The organism is Nocardia uniformis NBRC 13702 (assembly GCF_001613345.1).
In the GTDB taxonomy this organism is placed as follows: Bacteria; Actinomycetota; Actinomycetes; order Mycobacteriales; family Mycobacteriaceae; genus Nocardia; species Nocardia uniformis.
This window is the reverse complement of the sequence record NZ_BDCE01000064.1, coordinates 105,700-121,123: the sequence shown is the minus strand read 5'-3', so window position 1 is coordinate 121,123 and position 15,424 is coordinate 105,700. Positions and strand designations below refer to the sequence as shown.

General features: G+C 64.7%; 20 protein-coding genes and 5 pseudogenes. 18 read left to right on the top strand and 7 right to left on the bottom strand.

Annotated features, from left to right (window positions below):
• The first annotated feature begins 2 nt into the window (after positions 1-2).
• Genes NU1_RS23235 through NU1_RS23205 form a run of 7 tightly spaced genes read left to right on the top strand, consistent with a single transcriptional unit; the run spans position 3 to position 6,801 of the window.
• Complete coding sequence (locus NU1_RS23235; protein ID WP_245720264.1) at positions 3-1,043, top strand: MlaD family protein; 1,041 nt, start codon at positions 3-5, stop codon at positions 1,041-1,043.
• Positions 1,043-2,059: an MlaD family protein gene (locus NU1_RS23230; RefSeq protein WP_067524233.1), complete on the top strand. Its 1,017-nt coding sequence runs from the start codon at positions 1,043-1,045 to the stop codon at positions 2,057-2,059. The genes NU1_RS23235 and NU1_RS23230 overlap by 1 nt, the downstream gene beginning before the upstream one ends.
• Positions 2,047-3,075 (top strand): MlaD family protein, encoded by a 1,029-nt coding sequence (locus tag NU1_RS23225; protein WP_067524064.1) that lies wholly within the window; start codon positions 2,047-2,049, stop codon positions 3,073-3,075. The genes NU1_RS23230 and NU1_RS23225 overlap by 13 nt, the downstream gene beginning before the upstream one ends.
• Positions 3,075-4,172, top strand: coding sequence for an MlaD family protein (locus NU1_RS23220; protein ID WP_245720263.1), 1,098 nt, complete (start codon positions 3,075-3,077; stop codon positions 4,170-4,172). The genes NU1_RS23225 and NU1_RS23220 overlap by 1 nt, the downstream gene beginning before the upstream one ends.
• On the top strand, positions 4,169-5,251 hold the full coding sequence (locus tag NU1_RS23215; protein ID WP_245720262.1) for an MlaD family protein: 1,083 nt from the start codon (positions 4,169-4,171) through the stop codon (positions 5,249-5,251). The genes NU1_RS23220 and NU1_RS23215 overlap by 4 nt, the downstream gene beginning before the upstream one ends.
• The gene (locus tag NU1_RS23210) at positions 5,248-6,216 is read left to right on the top strand and encodes an MlaD family protein (protein WP_067524059.1); all 969 of its coding nucleotides are present in this window, start codon (positions 5,248-5,250) and stop codon (positions 6,214-6,216) included. Before NU1_RS23215 ends, NU1_RS23210 begins: the two co-directional genes overlap by 4 nt.
• An 18-nt stretch (positions 6,217-6,234) precedes the next feature.
• Positions 6,235-6,801 (top strand): hypothetical protein, encoded by a 567-nt coding sequence (locus NU1_RS23205; RefSeq protein WP_245720261.1) that lies wholly within the window; start codon positions 6,235-6,237, stop codon positions 6,799-6,801.
• Positions 6,802-6,946: 145 nt separating this feature from the next.
• Here the strand turns inward: NU1_RS23205 and NU1_RS23200 are convergent, their stop codons facing one another.
• Positions 6,947-7,138, bottom strand: a complete 192-nt coding sequence (locus NU1_RS23200; protein WP_067524058.1) for a hypothetical protein — start codon at positions 7,136-7,138, stop codon at positions 6,947-6,949.
• A 130-nt stretch (positions 7,139-7,268) separates the two neighbouring features.
• On the opposite strand from NU1_RS23200, the pseudogene NU1_RS44330 reads away from it, so the two are divergent.
• Positions 7,269-7,382 (top strand): annotated as a pseudogene (locus NU1_RS44330) (zinc-binding dehydrogenase); the annotation flags it as partial.
• 69 nt (positions 7,383-7,451) lie between these two features.
• Positions 7,452-7,802 carry a hypothetical protein gene (locus NU1_RS23195; protein ID WP_157552875.1) on the top strand — a complete coding sequence of 117 codons (351 nt, stop codon included), beginning with the start codon at positions 7,452-7,454 and terminating at the stop codon, positions 7,800-7,802.
• Between the two features lie 31 nt (positions 7,803-7,833).
• On the opposite strand, the gene NU1_RS23190 is transcribed toward NU1_RS23195, so the two are convergent.
• On the bottom strand, positions 7,834-8,184 hold the full coding sequence (locus NU1_RS23190) for a nucleotidyl transferase AbiEii/AbiGii toxin family protein (RefSeq protein ID WP_067524227.1): 351 nt from the start codon (positions 8,182-8,184) through the stop codon (positions 7,834-7,836).
• Positions 8,185-8,233: 49 nt separating this feature from the next.
• Between NU1_RS23190 and NU1_RS44325 the strand changes: the two are divergent.
• The 4 genes and pseudogenes from NU1_RS44325 to NU1_RS41695 form a co-directional block, all read left to right on the top strand.
• Positions 8,234-8,380, top strand: a pseudogene (locus tag NU1_RS44325) (23S rRNA (adenine(2503)-C(2))-methyltransferase RlmN); the annotation flags it as partial.
• A 589-nt stretch (positions 8,381-8,969) separates the two neighbouring features.
• Positions 8,970-9,176, top strand: coding sequence for a hypothetical protein (locus NU1_RS23185; RefSeq protein ID WP_067524054.1), 207 nt, complete (start codon positions 8,970-8,972; stop codon positions 9,174-9,176).
• Positions 9,173-9,769: a nucleotidyl transferase AbiEii/AbiGii toxin family protein gene (locus tag NU1_RS23180; RefSeq protein WP_067524052.1), complete on the top strand. Its 597-nt coding sequence runs from the start codon at positions 9,173-9,175 to the stop codon at positions 9,767-9,769. The genes NU1_RS23185 and NU1_RS23180 overlap by 4 nt, the downstream gene beginning before the upstream one ends.
• Positions 9,770-9,776: 7 nt before the next feature.
• Positions 9,777-9,935: pseudogene (locus NU1_RS41695) on the top strand (23S rRNA (adenine(2503)-C(2))-methyltransferase RlmN); the annotation flags it as partial.
• Here the strand turns inward: NU1_RS41695 and NU1_RS23175 are convergent.
• Positions 9,914-10,519 (bottom strand): TetR/AcrR family transcriptional regulator, encoded by a 606-nt coding sequence (locus tag NU1_RS23175; protein WP_067524050.1) that lies wholly within the window; start codon positions 10,517-10,519, stop codon positions 9,914-9,916. The pseudogene NU1_RS41695 and the gene NU1_RS23175 overlap by 22 nt on opposite strands.
• An 85-nt stretch (positions 10,520-10,604) precedes the next feature.
• Between NU1_RS23175 and NU1_RS23170 the strand changes: the two genes are divergently transcribed.
• On the top strand, positions 10,605-11,093 hold the full coding sequence (locus NU1_RS23170) for a quinone oxidoreductase family protein (protein WP_067524048.1): 489 nt from the start codon (positions 10,605-10,607) through the stop codon (positions 11,091-11,093).
• A gap of 22 nt (positions 11,094-11,115) precedes the next feature.
• Here NU1_RS23170 and NU1_RS23165 read toward each other — a convergent pair whose 3' ends face one another.
• A complete protein-coding gene (locus NU1_RS23165) occupies positions 11,116-11,457 on the bottom strand; it encodes a helix-turn-helix domain-containing protein (protein ID WP_067524046.1) in 342 nt (113 codons plus the stop codon).
• Positions 11,454-11,837: a type II toxin-antitoxin system RelE/ParE family toxin gene (locus NU1_RS23160; protein ID WP_067524044.1), complete on the bottom strand. Its 384-nt coding sequence runs from the start codon at positions 11,835-11,837 to the stop codon at positions 11,454-11,456. The genes NU1_RS23165 and NU1_RS23160 overlap by 4 nt, the downstream gene beginning before the upstream one ends.
• A gap of 88 nt (positions 11,838-11,925) precedes the next feature.
• Here NU1_RS23160 and NU1_RS23155 point away from each other — a divergent pair.
• The 3 genes and pseudogenes from NU1_RS23155 to NU1_RS23145 all read left to right on the top strand — a co-directional run.
• Positions 11,926-12,495, top strand: a pseudogene (locus NU1_RS23155) (radical SAM protein); the annotation flags it as partial.
• 40 nt (positions 12,496-12,535) lie between these two features.
• The gene (locus NU1_RS23150) at positions 12,536-12,913 is read left to right on the top strand and encodes a hypothetical protein (RefSeq protein WP_212761800.1); all 378 of its coding nucleotides are present in this window, start codon (positions 12,536-12,538) and stop codon (positions 12,911-12,913) included.
• Positions 12,910-14,073, top strand: coding sequence for a hypothetical protein (locus NU1_RS23145; protein ID WP_067524042.1), 1,164 nt, complete (start codon positions 12,910-12,912; stop codon positions 14,071-14,073). The genes NU1_RS23150 and NU1_RS23145 overlap by 4 nt, the downstream gene beginning before the upstream one ends.
• On the opposite strand, the gene NU1_RS23140 is transcribed toward NU1_RS23145, so the two are convergent.
• The gene (locus tag NU1_RS23140; protein ID WP_067524040.1) at positions 14,063-14,491 is read right to left on the bottom strand and encodes a type II toxin-antitoxin system VapC family toxin; all 429 of its coding nucleotides are present in this window, start codon (positions 14,489-14,491) and stop codon (positions 14,063-14,065) included. The genes NU1_RS23145 and NU1_RS23140 overlap by 11 nt on opposite strands.
• A complete protein-coding gene (locus NU1_RS23135) occupies positions 14,488-14,781 on the bottom strand; it encodes a hypothetical protein (protein WP_067524038.1) in 294 nt (97 codons plus the stop codon). The genes NU1_RS23140 and NU1_RS23135 overlap by 4 nt, the downstream gene beginning before the upstream one ends.
• Positions 14,782-14,932: 151 nt before the next feature.
• Between NU1_RS23135 and NU1_RS40595 the strand changes: the two are divergent.
• A pseudogene (locus NU1_RS40595) lies at positions 14,933-15,366 on the top strand (radical SAM protein); the annotation flags it as partial.
• Positions 15,367-15,424 lie beyond the last annotated feature (58 nt).

Genomic DNA, 15,424 nt, shown 5'->3' with positions numbered 1-15,424 from the left:
GGATGCCTGTATACGGACTTCCAGGAACGAACACCAGCCTGCGCGCGGCGCGGCTTGTCGGGGTCCTCGCGTTGGTGCTCGCGGTGGTGATCGGTGTCGGCTGGCGCGTGGGCGCGAGCACGCGCGGCGCCGATGAAATGCGAATCCAATTGCGCACCAGTGGGATCGGCGACGGTGTCGTGCCCGGTGCGGAGGTCCGCCTCACCGGTGTGACGGTGGGCACCATCGCCTCCGTCGACAGCCCGCAGCGGGGGCAGCAACTGGTGACGCTGTCCTTGCGGCCGTCGAAACTGCACGGGCTCACCGATAGTTTCGATATCGACTACGCGCCGTCGAACCTGTTCGGGATCAGCTCGATCGTGTTGAAGCGGCGCTCCGGAGGAAATCTGTTGCACGACAGCGCGATTGTCGACCTGACGGCCACCGGACGGGTCACCGACGTCACGATGGGCAATCTGTTGCGCGGGCTGTCGGCCACCGCCACCGACATCCTCACACCGCGATTGACCGAGTTGCTCACCAAGGCCGGAGCGGATCTGGCCGCGTTCACCCCGATCATCCAGGCATTGATTTCAGTGAGTCGCGCGGTCGCGGACAGTCAGCGATTCCCATCGTCGTTCCTGATCGAGCAGTACGGCGCTTTCTTCGACGGCGTTGCAAAGTTCTCGGACGGGACGATCAAGCTCATCTACGAGGTCTACGGCATCGACGTATTACGCACGGACCGAGCCCATTTCGACGTCGGGGTCGGCCTGGTCACCGACCAGTTGTTTCCGTATGTCGCAAATCTGGGCTGGACGGCACAGAAGTATCTGAGCGGCTACACCGATACCTTCGGCACGCTGCTCAATCAGTTGGCGCTGATGGTGCCCGCTCCCGGGCGCAGCGCCACCAACCTGACCGAGCTGCTCGATCGCTGGAACCGGACCTTCACTGACACGCCTACCGGCCCCGAGCTGAACCTCGCCATCACCCTGCGTGGAGTGCCGGGGCTGGCGGTGCCGCTGCTGGGCGGGCGACCGCTGCCGACGGGAGGCCGATGATGAAGGGGCGACCCACAACTCGCGGACTGGCGTGGCGATTCGCGCTGTTCGTGGCGGCCATGATGCTGCTGACCGCCGGAATCGTGCAAGCCATCCAGCGCCCGATCGCCGGGGACACCAATTCCTTCACCGCACTGTTCGCCGACTCCAGCGGACTCAAGACCGGTGACGACGTCCGCATGTTCGGCGTCGCCGTCGGCAAGGTGAAATCCATTGCGCTGGACGGTAAGCGGGCGCGCGTCGGGTTCACGGTGCATCGTGATCGTCCGGTGTACCGGTCCAGCATCTTGTCCATTCGCTACCAAAACCTGGCAGGGCAGCGATATATCGAAGTGCGGCAACCGGATTCACCGGGAGAACGGCTCGCCGCCGGCGCCACGGTCGGCCTCGACCACACCACCGGTTCCTTCGATATCACCAGTCTTTTCAACGGGATGGAACCGGTGCTGAAGGAATTCTCGCCCGAGGCGGTGAACCAGTTGGCGGTCAATGCCCTGGCGGTCTTGCAGGGCGACGGCACCCGCATCGGGGCGACCCTCGACGCGATCGGCACGCTCAGTGGATTCGCGACCGACCGGCAGGCCGTGATCTCGGTGCTGCTGCGCAATTTCAAGCAGATCGCCGACCAGATCGGCGGCACCTCACCCGAGGCGGGCATCCTCATCCAGGGCATCTCCGATGTGTTCGTCAACCTGCAAAAACAGTTCGACGGACTGATGGACATGGTCGACGTCGCGCCCTCGATCTTCACCCCGATCAACAATCTGCTCGCCACCCTGGGCTTCACCTATCCCGCCAACCCGGATCTGGACAACGATCTGCAACGGCTCTTCCCGGACCCCGATGCCGCCATCGACACGCTGAGCCGGTTGCCGGGCCTGCTGCAATCACTGATCGCGCTGATGCCCGCCGGGAACACCGGGGTCGACCTGACCTGCTCACGCGGCCGGGCAGAGGTGCCGGCGGTCGTGGACGTACTGATCCGAGGACAGAGGATCGCGGTATGCAAAGGCTGAGGCAGGCAATCGATTTCGTACTCGGCACCGACCGCCACGAGGCGGCGGCCCGCAAACGGCAGCTGTGGCTGGGCATCGCCGGCATGGTCGCGGCGGCGGTGCTCATCGCCGCCAGCGCCATCATCTACTTCCTGCCGATCGGCAAATCCACCTACACCGCCGCGCTCACCGAGGCGACCTCGGCGCAGGTCGGTGACGAGATCCGCATCGCGGGCATCGCGGTCGGCACGGTGCGATCGCTTGCCCTGCACGAGGATTCGGTGACCATGACGTTCACCGTCGACCGGCAGGTGTTCATCGGCGCGCAGTCCACCCTCGAGATCAGGATGCTCACCGCCGTCGGCGGACACTACGTCTCGCTGGTTCCCGCGGGTGACAATCCGTTGGGCGGCACGACGATTCCCGCCGACCACGTGAAGCTGCCCTACAACCTGGCCCAGGCCGTGCAGGACGCGGAACGCCCGCTCGCGGCCATCGACGGCGACACCCTGCGCCGCAATATGGCCGCGCTGACCTCGGCGCTGGAACAGAACCCGGACTCGATCCGCGATATGGCCGACGCCATGGCGACCTTCGTCGACCTGGTGAACCGTCAGAACAACGACGTGAGCCGGGCTTTGGACGTCGCCGACGAATACCTGACCCTGCTGGGGCAATCCCGCCACGTCATCGGCGCCATGCTGTCCAAGATCGGCCTCATGGAGACCGTCGTGCTCAACCGGCGCGCCGAGGTGCTCGCGGTGCTACAGGTGGTTTCGGAGTTGCTGTCCCGCATTGCCGCGATCGAACCGGCCTGGACCATCCGGCTGCAACCGCTGGCGCACAAACTCATCGAGGCCTGGCCGCAGTTGGAACAACTGGGGAACCGGCTCGGCGGCGTGGCCGACACCATCGGGCAACTGAACACCAGACTGCAGGAGCTGGCCACCGCTTCGGGCGGCGTCACCATTGACCAATCGACACAACTAATTTCGGCGACCGCAGTATGCGTCCCGGTGCCCGGGAAGGGATGCTGATGCTGCGCACCCTGCTCGCCTCGCGGGCCTTCATCTCGATCCTCGGCGCGGCACTCGCCGCCGCCGTCGTTGCGGCCGCCGGTTTCGTCCTGCTCGATCCGACCAAGAAGATGATCGGCTACTGCGCGATGATGCCCGACGCGATCGGCCTCTATACCGGCAACGAGGTGACCATGCGCGGCATCAAGGTCGGCACCGTCACCACCGTCCGACCCGAAGGCACCGGCGCCCGAGTCGAATTCGAGGTCGACGCCGAACATCCCCTGCGCGGCGAGGCGACCGCGACGACCCTGGCCACCACCATCGTCGCCGACCGCAAACTGGCGGTGCTGGGCGTCACAGGCGGCGCGGACTGGGATCCGCGTCGGTGTCTCACCAAGACCATGACACCCAAGAGCCTCACCCAAACCCTCGACGCCATGTCGAAAATCGCCGACCAACTGCAAGGCGGCGACGATCCGGCGCAACGCGACCGCGTGCGGCGCGCGGTGACGGCCTTTGATCAAGCGACCGCCGGGACCGGAACCAAACTCAACGACACCATCACAGCGCTGGCGAGCGCCCTGCGTGCACCCGATGCCGCGATCGGGCACATCGGGTCGCTGATCGACCGGCTGACCGAACTGTCCGCCAGTGTCGCCAATGGCTGGGGCGATCTGCGGGAGATGCTGAACGGATTCGCGCCGATCCTGCAGCTCGTCAATGGAGTGTGGGACATGGTGATCGAGTTCGTGAACTCCGTCGTCACCATCCTGCCCTGGCTCAACGACATCACCACCGAATACGGCGGCCCGATCCTGCAGATCCTCGACAGCTCGGTATCCAAGCTCCATCTGATCGGAGCCAATGTCGGCACCCTGCAAAAGCTCATCGACATGATCCCCGCCGTAACCCCGGCATTCCGTGCGACCACCGACCCCGATACCGGACGCCTGGCCATGACCTACGCGGGGCCGCGGGTCGCCCTCGACCAGCCGGACGCCGACCTGGTGTGCGGCACCATCAATGCCGCGATGCCCGGACGCTGCACCGCGGCGAACGGGCTGACGACAGTGGACCTCGTGCCGCTGGTGCTCGGAATGGCAGGTGCGCGTTGACAACTCCTCCTACACGACGAGTACGTGCCTTCGCGGTGCCGACCGCGGTCCTGACCGCGCTGCTGCTGGTGGGCGGCTGCACCGTGGATCCGGCCCGGCTGACCCTGCCCGGTGCGGGAGTGAGCGGACCCACCTACACACTGCACATCCAATTCAGCAATGCGCTGAACCTGCCGTCCGGAGCGAAGGTCATGGCCGACGGGGCGCGCGTGGGGCAACTGCGCCGGATCACGGTGACCGACCCGACCGTCGGCACGCCCGGATACGCCGTCGCCGACATCGATGTGCAACGGGCGGTGGTGCTCCCCGCCGGCACCCGGGCGCAATTGCGGCAGGCCACCGTGCTCGGCGACATCTACATCTCCCTCGACACCACCGCCGTGGATGCCGGTCCGGATCTTCGCCCCGACGACACCATCCCGGTGCGGCAGACCGCGCCGGCCCTGCAAATCGAAGACGTCATCGCCGGGCTGGCGACCTTCGTCTCCGGCGGGGCGCTGCATTCGGCACAGGACATCGTGAATCAGCTCAATGCGGCGCTACCGCAGGACCCCGCCGAAACCGGGCGGATCGCCGCGACCCTCAAGGACGACTTGATCGACGTATCCCGGCACCTCGACGAGGTCGACGCCTTCCTGGACGCGATCGCCACCAATGCGGCTGTGGTGCAAGACAATCGGCAGGCGCTCGACGTCCTGCTCACCCCCGAGGGCGCGGTCACCATCACCGGTATCGCGCAGTCGCTGATCAATGTCGTCGGCGTGATCGGCGCACTGGGCGGTATCGCGCACGCCCTGGAGTGGCTCGCACCCCTGGTCAAGGGCGGTGACGCGGCTGCCAAAGCCTTCGTGCCGATGCTGCTGGCGGACGGCCGACCGCTGAATCTGGATGCTCCGTCGAACCTCAATCGGCTGGTCGCGCTGTTTCACGACAAGGTGATTCCGTTCTTCGAGCGCGGCCCGAAGGTCAACGTCACCGGCCTCGGAATCGAGAACGCCGACGGCACGACCACCGTGTCCTCCGACGACCAGGTGAACAGCATGCTGGCGACCCTGCGGATGATCGGCATGGTGCGATGAAACCTCGCCTGGGTTCCTTACTTTCGCTCGGCTCGATCGCCGTCGTCTTCGTCATCGGCAGCGTCTATCTGACTTTCGGCATCGTGGGCGTGCGCTGGTCCGAGCACTACACGACCGCGACCATGGAACTGCCCGACGCGGTCAGCCTGGTCCCGCGCTCACCGGTGCTGCTGTCGGGCGTCAAGGTCGGCGAGGTCACCGCCGTGACCACGACCCCGGCCGGGGTCGACGTGGACTTCCGTATCGAGGACGGCTACCGCATTCCCGCCGACAGCGTCATCACCCTCGAACAGTTGTCCGCGCTGGGCGAGCTCTACATCGAATTCCGGCCGCGAACCACCGGCGGCGGGCCATATCTGACCGACGGGGCCAGGGTGCGCGCCGAGCAGGTACGGCTGCCCGTATCCATCCCCGATATGGCGCACACCATCACCACCCTGCTCGAACAGTTCGATCCGCAAGCCATCAGCTCGATCATTGCCACCTTCTCCCAGGCCATCGCCGGCACCGACGCTCTGATTCCCGAACTCGCCCGTGCCTCCAACCTGCTCGCCGCGACCCTGCTCAGCCGGGCCCCACAGATCCGGGCGCTACTCGACAACGCCCAGGTCCCCGGGCCCGACGTGGCACGTGCCGGAGCGAATATGGCTGCGGCAGGACCCGAATGGGGAGAATTCGGTGTCAAGGTCCGCGAGGTCGTCGACTCGCTGGAACGACTGCTGAACGCACGCCCGGTGCCCGAGGCGTACTCCACCGGCACCGGACTGCTGCCCTTCCTCAGCGAGGTCACCACCTACATCGACCAGATCGGCCCCGACCTGCAACAACTCTTCCCCGTCGTGCAGCCGCTGCTGAACAACGCGGCCGGATCCCTGCCCGGGATAGACCTGTCCGCCCTCATCGAACAAGCCCTGCGCGGCACCAGCCCCGACGGCGCACTGCAACTACAAATCAACCTTAAATAGCGCGACCGAGGAGCTTCCATGACAACCGAATCCGAGCCCACCCCCGCCGAGCTCGCCACCCCGCGCAGCGTTTCGCTGCGCCTGTCCACCATGGTCACCGGAGCCGTTGTCGCCGCCCTGATCACCGCGCTGGCAGTCGTCGGTGTTCTGCTGATCCAGGCCAAAGGCCAAGTCTCCGAACGAGACTCGGCCGCCGCGGACAACCGCCACGCCGAACAAGCCGCCACCGACTACGCCATCGGAGCGGCCACTATCAACGCCACCGACCTCGCCGGTTGGGTGGGCAAGCTCAAGGCCGGAACCACACCGCAGTTGGCCGCCAAGTTCGACGCCACCGCCCCGAAGCTGGAACAGATCCTCACGCCGCTGAAGTGGATGTCCACCGCCACGCCGATCGCGGCGAAAGTCTCGACCGTGGAAGGCGGCATCTACAAGGTCGACGTCTTCGTGAACGTCACTTCCAGCAGTGCCCAAACTCCTGACGGCGCCCAAACCACCGTCACCTACAACGTCACTCTCGACAAGAACCTGGACTGGAAGATCACCGACGTCGGCGGCACCGCCGCCGCCCTGCCCCTGAAATAAGAAACGACGCCCATCGCAGGCCGTTGCCGTGTGTAAGCCAATGAGTTACGCACGGCCGCCGACGCGCCGAAGACGTGTTCAAGCCCCCCCATGGAGTATCCCGGCTCCAGAATTGAACCAGTCCGCTCAGTGCACGCTGATCGCGCTAGGTGATCGCGGCGGCCGTCGCTGCGGCGAGTTCGGTGTCCTCGGGGAAGCCCAGCCCGCTCGTACGCGCCGACCAGATCCGCCCATCCTGTACCGCGCTGCGGAGGACATGGACGCGGTGCAGTGCGCGCAGGGGGCGGTGCGGTCGATACCGGAGTTGGCCCCTGCCCCCGAGTATCGCCGTGAGCACGGGGCGCTCTACGACGGTCTCAACGACAGGCCGCGGCAACTGCCAGCTAGAAAAGATCCGCCGGGCGGTTGACCCTGAACACGGCCTGTCGAAGACGAGGTAGGGGTGTTCAAGCCCCGCACTAGCGGCCAGCGGCCAACTCGTCCCGCTGGTCGACGTGACGCTGCCACTAGAGCGTGCCGCCGAGGCGCATCGCCGCATCGAGGCGCGAGCCCACCGCGGAATGCTGGTGCTCACGCCATAACGCCGCTGAATCCCGCGCGGCCTGCCATGATTGTGCGCCATGAGGGAAGCCCCATGGGAAACACTTCCGTTGAGCAACAAGCCAGTTCGCGAGATCGTCTATGCGGGCAACGGTAAGGATGCCGAGTTGACGATCACCTGCTCTGACGGCAGTACCGGTACTGTGGCCAGTCGCCATGTATTGATTTCCTCCACCGCCCCGATGCAGCTGACGATCAGCAGCCTGGACGATCTCAACCTTGCGGTCCGCATCAGCGGCCTGGGCCTGGCCATTGCCGCGGGCCGCGTGGCCAACTATGACGCCGACGACGAAGAGTTCGGAGCCAGGTTCCGGGACGACGTTGCGCAGTGGGCGGAACCGGGTTGCCACGATCTGGGTATCGTCACCCCGGTTGAACTCGAGCTGACCGCCATCGAATGAGCTCAGTTCCACCGATGCGGCGGCCGGCGAGCTACCGAGCCTGGAGTCTTCTGCGCCATTCGGCGAATTGCTGGCGCATGGCCGTGATGACTTCCGATGGAATGTCGTACTCGGTGAAGGCATCGTCGGTGATTTGGCTCAGTGCGCCGATTGCATCGGCGAACATGTGCGGGTCGAAGCCGTCATCGGAGTTCTTGGCAAGCTCGAGCAGTTGATCGCGGCTGTATCGTCCGCTGGTGATCGCGGCGTCGACATCGAGGAAATCTCTGGGGAGCGCCCGACCGAAGAGTGCGCACATCTTGTTGGCGACGGCATCATCGGGGTGCAGCACCGGTCCGATATCGAGCAGCACCGGAGGATGCGCCCGCCAGTCGGCCGACATCTCCAACTTATCCGGTTCGCTGCCAGGTTCGTTGGGTGCTGACACGAGCAGTCGTGCGAATGTTTCTGCGGTCATTGCGGTTTCGACGACGTATCCGTGTTGTTCGAGCGCGGCTACCAAACCCGTTGAGCGCGAATTCGTTCGCCGCGTCAACGAACAGGGCGTCCCCTGCACCGTCCGCGACACCCGCGGTTAGGAGTTCGTTGCCGCCTGCGGGCAACTCGCCGCCGAAGGCTAGTGCCGACGACAGGTAGCCCTTCTCACCCACACCGACAGTGACCAGCGTAGTCAGGAATGACGTCGCATGAGGGGCAGGGTTCTCGGGGCATCTGGGCAATCGCTGGCGAATGCTCGTTCTGAGACTCCTGCGTATAGGGCCTGTACACGCCGACCGGTATCCCTCTTCCCGCTGCTAGCGCAGAGTGAATGGAATCGAGGGCGTGCTCGACCTTCTCGACGGTGACTTCGTCGAAGTTCTTCTCCGCGTCACAACGGCACTCTTCGTTGGTTCCGTTCGGATGGTCCTTGAACCAGGTGGCAATGAACAGAACGAAACGTCTACCGGTTGAAGGTCGCCTTATGCCACTGTGGCGGTTCATGTATCGGCCTCCATCGAAGATTCGCGGATCGAGCCTGTATCTCAGCGTATTGCCAAGTCGTGCAAGACCAACGCAGTTTGTTCCAGCCTGGGTTGGCTGGTCAATGCCGGACGCCCGGCCGGTGTGGAAGTCAGCGGGACTTGTGAGGTGGGGCAGGGTTCCGGCGAACGGCGGTAGTCTTTGGCCATGGACGAAGACTCACCCGCGGAACGACTGCGGCTCGCGATCGCGATGTTCGAGTTCGGCTTGGGGATGAAGCGTGCCCGACTTCGTCGTTTGCATCCGGACGCGGATGAGTCGGTGATCGATGCAGCGGTTGACGAGTGGTTGCTGGCGCGACCTTACGAGCCGCTCGGCAAAGGGCGGGGCCGACCTGCGGCCAGGTTCGCGTGAACCCACTCGAAGCCGCTCTGCGAAAGGCTGCTTCCGATCTCGACCAGCGCGGATTTCAATGGGCAATTGTCGGCGGGTTCGCGGTGTCCGCTCGATCGGAGCCGCGATTCACACAGGATGTCGACATCGCTGCCGCAGTTGTCGACGACAGTCAAGCGGAGGCTTTGGTGCAGTCGCTGATGGCAACCGGATACCAGTTCTTCGCGTCGGTTGAACACGATAGTGGGAGGCTGGCGACTGTTCGACTCAAACGGCGTATCGACGGAGTCTCGGTGGTCGTGGACCTGCTGTTTGCCAGTTCAGGCATCGAGCCAGAGATTGTTCAGGCTGCGGAGTCACTCGAGATCTTCCCGGGGCTGGTTGTGCCGGTCGCTCGTACCGGGCACCTCATTGCATTGAAGCTGCTTGCCCGCGATGATGAGAGCCGTCCTCAGGACAGCGCGGATCTCAGGAACTTAGCTGCGGTTGCGACCACGAGGGACATGGCAGACGCTGCCGAGGCGGTTCGGTTGATTGCTGAGCGGGGATTCAATCGGGACCGTGATCTGGCTGAACTGCTGGCAGACATGCCGAAACCGCCTAGCGACGTTTAGCCACGTGATGTCTCCGACCCCGGGCAGCAAGGGGGACGCGGCTCCGAAACCTGTTTAGCGCGAATTCGTTCGCCCCGTCAACGACCAGGGTGTGCCGTGCACGGTGCGTGACACCCGCGGCCAGGAGATCGCCGCTGCCTGCGGTCAGCTCGCCGCGGAGGGATGAGTTGAGGTTGCGCCTGCACGTATCATCGAGGTGATGAGTGTGCGGACGCTGTCGATGTAGCGGGTTCCATGCCCGTCTCGAATCAGGCGCAGCACGGGGCTTCCTGACAGTGTGTTGAGCAGCAGCGTCGCCAGCAGGTCGGTGTCGGTATCGGGGCGGACCTCGGTGAGCAGGATTCGAGTGTGCTCATGCCAGAACTTGTGCAGCGGTTCGGCGTCGGACTCCGGGGTGGAATCAGACACGGCCGCAACAAGTTCGACGTTGGCAACTACGTTCGCCGCCAGTGCGTCGAAGAATGCGAACAAGCGTTTTTCGGCAGGAGCGCCTGGGCCGAGCGGTGGTGGTCCGGAGCTGACGCCGTGGCGTAATGCGTTCGCGTCGTCAAGTGCCAGCGCGTGCAACAAGCCCGCGCGGCTGCCGAAGCGATGGAAGATCGTGCCCTTGCCGACGCCAGCCGCCGAGGCCACGCGATCCATGGTGACGTGCTCATAGCCGAACTCGGCCAGTAGCCCGGCCGTGGCGTCCAGGATGGCTCGCCGGTTGCGTGCGGCGTCGGCTCGGATCCGGGGTTCCTCGTCGTGCACCGCACCTCCCGTTGACAACTTGACTGGCGGTCCATATGTTAGCGGCAGACCAACTGGACTGATAGTCAATTTATTGGAGGGGTAATTGGCTGCGCAGGCAGGTGCTTTGGTTCTGGGTACGGCTGGGCGAACGAAGCAGGAGCAGGCCCGGAAGCTCGGTGCGCAGCATGTCGTGGATTCAACCGACCCGGATTGGCAGCGGCGGCTGTCGGAGCATCTCGGCGAGCGCACCGTAGACGTTGTTTTCGAATCGATCGGTGGTGAGTCGGCAACGGGCCTACTGGACCTGATGACACCGCTGCGCGGGCGAATGGTGCACTACGGCATGCTCAGTGGTTTACCCGCCGCTGTCACCGCGATGGACCTCATGTCTCGGGGTTTGACCCTGACGGGGTGCGGTGGCCTGGCTTTCCATGCCCGACTTGCCGAAACTCGCCGCCAGGCTATCGATTTCGCCGCCAGTGGCCGCCTCGTCCCTCTGGTCGACACGACTCTTCCCCTGGAGCATGCCGCCGAGGCTCATCGGCTCATCGAGGCTCGGGAGCACCGCGGAATGGTGGTCCTCACGCCGTAGTGACTATCCGGTTCGGTCAGCCTCAGGCAGCGTCGGTGTGGTGGCTGGTGAAGCTGACGCGGGTGTCGTCGGAGTCGAGTGCGATGTTGAGTGTTGCGTCCAGAGCGTCGGCGAGTTTGGCGAGCAGGGGCAGGGTGGGGACGGTGTCCGAGCCTTCGATGCGCGAGATCTTCGCTTGGGTCAGTCCGGCGCGTTCGGCGAGGTCGGCTTGGGTGAGTCTGAGTTCTACGCGACGGTCGTAGACGGCTTTGGCCAGCGTCATGGAGAGCTGGATTTCGCGCCGGGTCTCAGCGACCTCGGTCGGTTCGGTGTAGCCCTCGGTGAGTTTGCGTTCCCGGAGGGTCTTCCAGCGTGTGTGGCTCACCGGTCCAATTCTCCCTTCTCGATCGTGCGGATGAACTCCTGATGGGCGGGTTCGTGTTCGATCTGACAGATCTGCTGCGCGAACTTCGCCCGTTTCACCTCGGCGTCTTCACGCATCCGTGTCTTGCGAAACACGGTCACCAAAACTGCGCTCCGGTCCGGTGCGAGCCAGTAGGTGATGCGGATACGGGCGCCGTCCAAGGTTGGGCGCAGCTCACGGACACCGTCGCCGAGATATCGGGAGTAAGGCTCGCCGAGGGTCTCGGCTTGCTCGGCAAGGAGTCCGACGTATTCGTCGATCTTGAGGAAGTGTTTGGCTGGCAGAGCTTGGAGCCAGTCCCGCACCTCAGGCTCAAGTTCGACGGTGAAGAGGTCACCCACGAATCCAGTGTATGTCGATGGCGACATAATGCAAGATGATCGGCGCGATTCCTCGATTTCAGCTGGTCAGCGAGTTTGTAAAACGGGGGGCATGGGGGAACCATTAGCGAACTTCAAGCGGGTTTTGGCTGCGGTACAACGGATTACGTCGCCGTCGCCGGATGGGTTCGGGATTTCACAGCGGAATGTGGTGGTGTCGACGGTGGGTCTGGCACCGGCGATCCGGAAGCTGGCGGACACGGGTTTGTCGGTGACTTTGGCTGTGTCGCTGCATACTCCGGATGATGAGCTGCGGGATACGTTGGTGCCGGTCAATAATCGCTGGCCGGTGGCTGAAGTCCTGGATGCCGCGCACTATTACGCGGACAAAACCGGTCGTCGCGTGTCCATCGAGTACGCCTTGATCCGCGATATCAACGACCAGCCCTGGCGCGCCGATATGCTCGGCAAGAAGCTCCATAAGGCACTCGGCTCCCGCGTCCATGTGAACTTGATCCCGCTCAATCCGACCCCGGGCAGCAAGTGGGACGCTTCTCCGAAACCTATTGAGCGCGAGTTCGTTCGCCGGGTCGAGGCGCAGGGTGTGCCGTGCACGGTCCGTGACACCCGAGGCCAGGAAATCGCCGCCGCCTGCGGCCAGCTTGCCGCCGAGGCATAGCCCTGGATCGAAGGCTCGGCTCGCAGTAGCCTTCTTCGCGATGGCACCTAGGAAACGCACCCGGCTTCCAGAGGCTGTGCTCGGTCGCTGGCGGATCGTGGAGATGGACAACTGGGACCGCGACGCGATCGATCTGTGCGGTCCCGGGTACATCGAGTTCTACGCGAACGGCACAGGGAAGTTCGCGATCATCGCGGTGAACGGCGGTATGGATTGTCGCCCGGAGCAACACGATGGTCGTGACGGTGTCGGTTTCAGCTGGGAGGGAAACGACGAGTGCGACCCGGCGAGTGGGCGTGGCTGGGCGGTCGTGGCCGAAGACGGAATTCTACGCGGACGCTTGTACTTCCACCTGGGTGACGAATCCGGTTTCCGCGCTGTGCCATTCGACTCCGCGGGGCCCGAGGAACGGCATTGAGCGAATACCAGTACTACGAATTCGTCGCGGTTGACCGGCCGCTGACCGAATCTCAGCAGGCGCAGGTGCGCGAGCTGTCGACCCGGGCGCGGATCACCGCGACGCGCTTCGTCAACGAATACCACTGGGGGAACTTCAAAGGCGATCCCGTCCGCATGGTGGAGCGCTACTACGATGCGCACCTGTATGTGACCACTTGGGGCACGCACCGTTTCCTGTTCAAGTTGCCGCGCACGGCACTCGGCCTGGATGTCGTCGACCAGTATTGCGTCGGCGACTACGTGACGGCGTGGACGGTGGGGGAGCATCTGCTCATCGATATGACCAGCGACGAGTACGACGGCGACTGGGAGGAATCCGCGGAGGATTCGCTGTCGGTGCTGATCGGCGTGCGTTCCGAGTTGGCGAGCGGTGATCTGCGCGCGCTATATCTGGCCTGGCTGGCCGGATACGGCACCTGGGAGCGCGATGAGGATGCTTTCGACCGCGACCACGATGAGCAGCTCGGGCCGCCGGTGCCGCCCGGCCTGCGCGCGCTGACCGCTCCGCAGCTGGCGCTGGCCGAATTCCTGCGGGTGGACCCGGATGTGCTCGAGGTCGCGGCGCGGGCGAGTCCGAATCTGGCTGCCACTACCGACGATCCGAGTGCGGTGGCCGCTTGGATCTCCAGTCTGGATATCGCGGACAAGGATGGGCTGCTGTTGCGGGTGGCGCTCGGTGAGTCCACGGCGGTGCGGGCGGAGTTGCTGCGCCGCTATCGCGGCGGTGCTGCACAACCGGCGATGGCGGGCACTCGCACGGTCACGGATCTGCTCGACGGTGCGGCACGCCACCGAGCCGAACGGGAACGCGTCCAGGCTGCGGAACGGGACCGTGAACTCGCTCGGCAAGAGGCTGAACACCTCCGCGAGCGGGAACGTCGCCTGCGCCGTTTGACCACAGAGGGGGAGGCTGTTTGGGGCCGAGTGGAGGCGCTGGTCGAAACCGGCAGGGGCCGTTCCTACGATGAAGCCGCCGAGCTGTTGGCCGATCTGCGTGAGCTGGCCGAACGCGACGGGTACACAAACGAATTCGCTTGTCGTGTGGCGAACCTGCGTGAACGGCACGCTCGTCGGCCGGCCTTCCTCAGGCGACTCGCGGATCCCAATATCACCCGGTAGCCCCCTCTGGGCGGGTAACCGGGACGATCATGACGTGGGACTCGAGGCCGGCGAAGTCTTTGGGATTGGTGGTGTACAGCGGCAATCCGTTTCGCGCCGCGGTCGCTGCGATCATGAGGTCGGCCGTCCGTCGGCGCGGTTGTCGGCCGATTGCGTAGACCGAGGCGCAGATCAACCCGAACAGTCGTGCGGCCTCGCTGTCATAGGGGAGCGCGTCGCCGAATGTGGCTTCGGCGTGCTGCAGTACGGCGATCCGTCGGGCGCGTCTGCCCGGATCATCGGTGGCGTACGGCCCACGCGAGAGCTCGCCCAGGGTGACTGCGGTGATGGCGGACTCGACAGGAAGCTCGGCCGGATCGAACAGGGCGAAGGCCGCGACGATGCTGGTGTCGAGAACACCCCTGGCTTGACGAGTCACAGCCCGGTTCCTTCCAGCGGGTCGTCGGAGAGCTCGCCGTCTACGGCTGCGTCCAGGTCGTCGCGCAGCGCGTCGTAGTCGAGTGCGGGCGCGGCGGCGAACATCGCCTGGGCCTGCCCGGTCGGCACGAAGCGACGCCGTCTGATGGGCCTTACTTCGGCCAGTGGTTCGCCGTTGATGGTGAGGACATATTGTCTGCCTTCCCGCAGGCCGCGGGTGACGGCACCGGAGTCGTTGACGAATTGACGCACGCTGACCTCGGTCGGCTGCGGCACTTCAGGGACTGGCATACCCACACCGTACCACGCTGTGGCACGTCGAGGCTCGCGTTGCGCCCTCGGGCTCCAGCCGTACACGTTCGACTTACACAGAGAGACTGCTTCCGGGGCGGTGTTCGTTCCCTCGTTTTCGCGTATGTGCTGGTCAGTGATTTGTAAAAGGGTCGGTATGGGCGAGCCGTTAGCGAACTTCAAGCGGGTTCTTGCTGCGGTGCAACGGATTACGTCGCCGTCGCCGGATGGGTTCGGGATTTCGCAGCGGAATGTGGTGGTATCGACAGTGGGGTTGGCGCCGGCGATCCGGAAGTTGGCGGATACCGGCCTATCGGTGACTTTGGCTGTGTCGCTGCATACTCCGGATGATGAGCTGCGGGATACGCTGGTGCCGGTGAACAACCGATGGCCTGTCGCCGAGGTCCTCGACGCGGCACGGTATTACGCGGACAAGTCCGGTCGTCGAGTATCGATCGAGTATGCCCTCATCCGTGACGTCAATGATCAGCCGTGGCGTGCGGATATGTTGGGGAAGAAACGGTGCGTGATACGCGCGGTCAGGAGATCGCCGCGGCTTGCGGGCAACTCGCCGCCGAAGGATAGTTCCTATCCCGCTGGGAGACTGCGACCACCCCGGCGGCGCCACGTCGGGCCAGATTCG

Bases quoted from the DNA above. Each gene is read 5' to 3' on its own strand.
- NU1_RS23235 (WP_245720264.1), top strand. From the start codon at position 3: ATGCCTGTATACGGACTTCCAGGAACGAACACCAGCCTGCGCGCGGCG.
- NU1_RS23230 (WP_067524233.1), top strand. From the start codon at position 1,043: ATGAAGGGGCGACCCACAACTCGCGGACTGGCGTGGCGATTCGCGCTG.
- NU1_RS23225 (WP_067524064.1), top strand. From the start codon at position 2,047: ATGCAAAGGCTGAGGCAGGCAATCGATTTCGTACTCGGCACCGACCGC.
- NU1_RS23220 (WP_245720263.1), top strand. From the start codon at position 3,075: ATGCTGCGCACCCTGCTCGCCTCGCGGGCCTTCATCTCGATCCTCGGC.
- NU1_RS23210 (WP_067524059.1), top strand. From the start codon at position 5,248: ATGAAACCTCGCCTGGGTTCCTTACTTTCGCTCGGCTCGATCGCCGTC.
- NU1_RS23205 (WP_245720261.1), top strand. From the start codon at position 6,235: ATGACAACCGAATCCGAGCCCACCCCCGCCGAGCTCGCCACCCCGCGC.
- NU1_RS23190 (WP_067524227.1), bottom strand. From the start codon at position 8,184: ATGTCGGCCGACTGGCGGGCGCATCCTCCGGTGCTGCTCGATATCGGA.
- NU1_RS23185 (WP_067524054.1), top strand. From the start codon at position 8,970: ATGGACGAAGACTCACCCGCGGAACGACTGCGGCTCGCGATCGCGATG.
- NU1_RS23150 (WP_212761800.1), top strand. From the start codon at position 12,536: ATGGCACCTAGGAAACGCACCCGGCTTCCAGAGGCTGTGCTCGGTCGC.
- NU1_RS23135 (WP_067524038.1), bottom strand. From the start codon at position 14,781: ATGCCAGTCCCTGAAGTGCCGCAGCCGACCGAGGTCAGCGTGCGTCAA.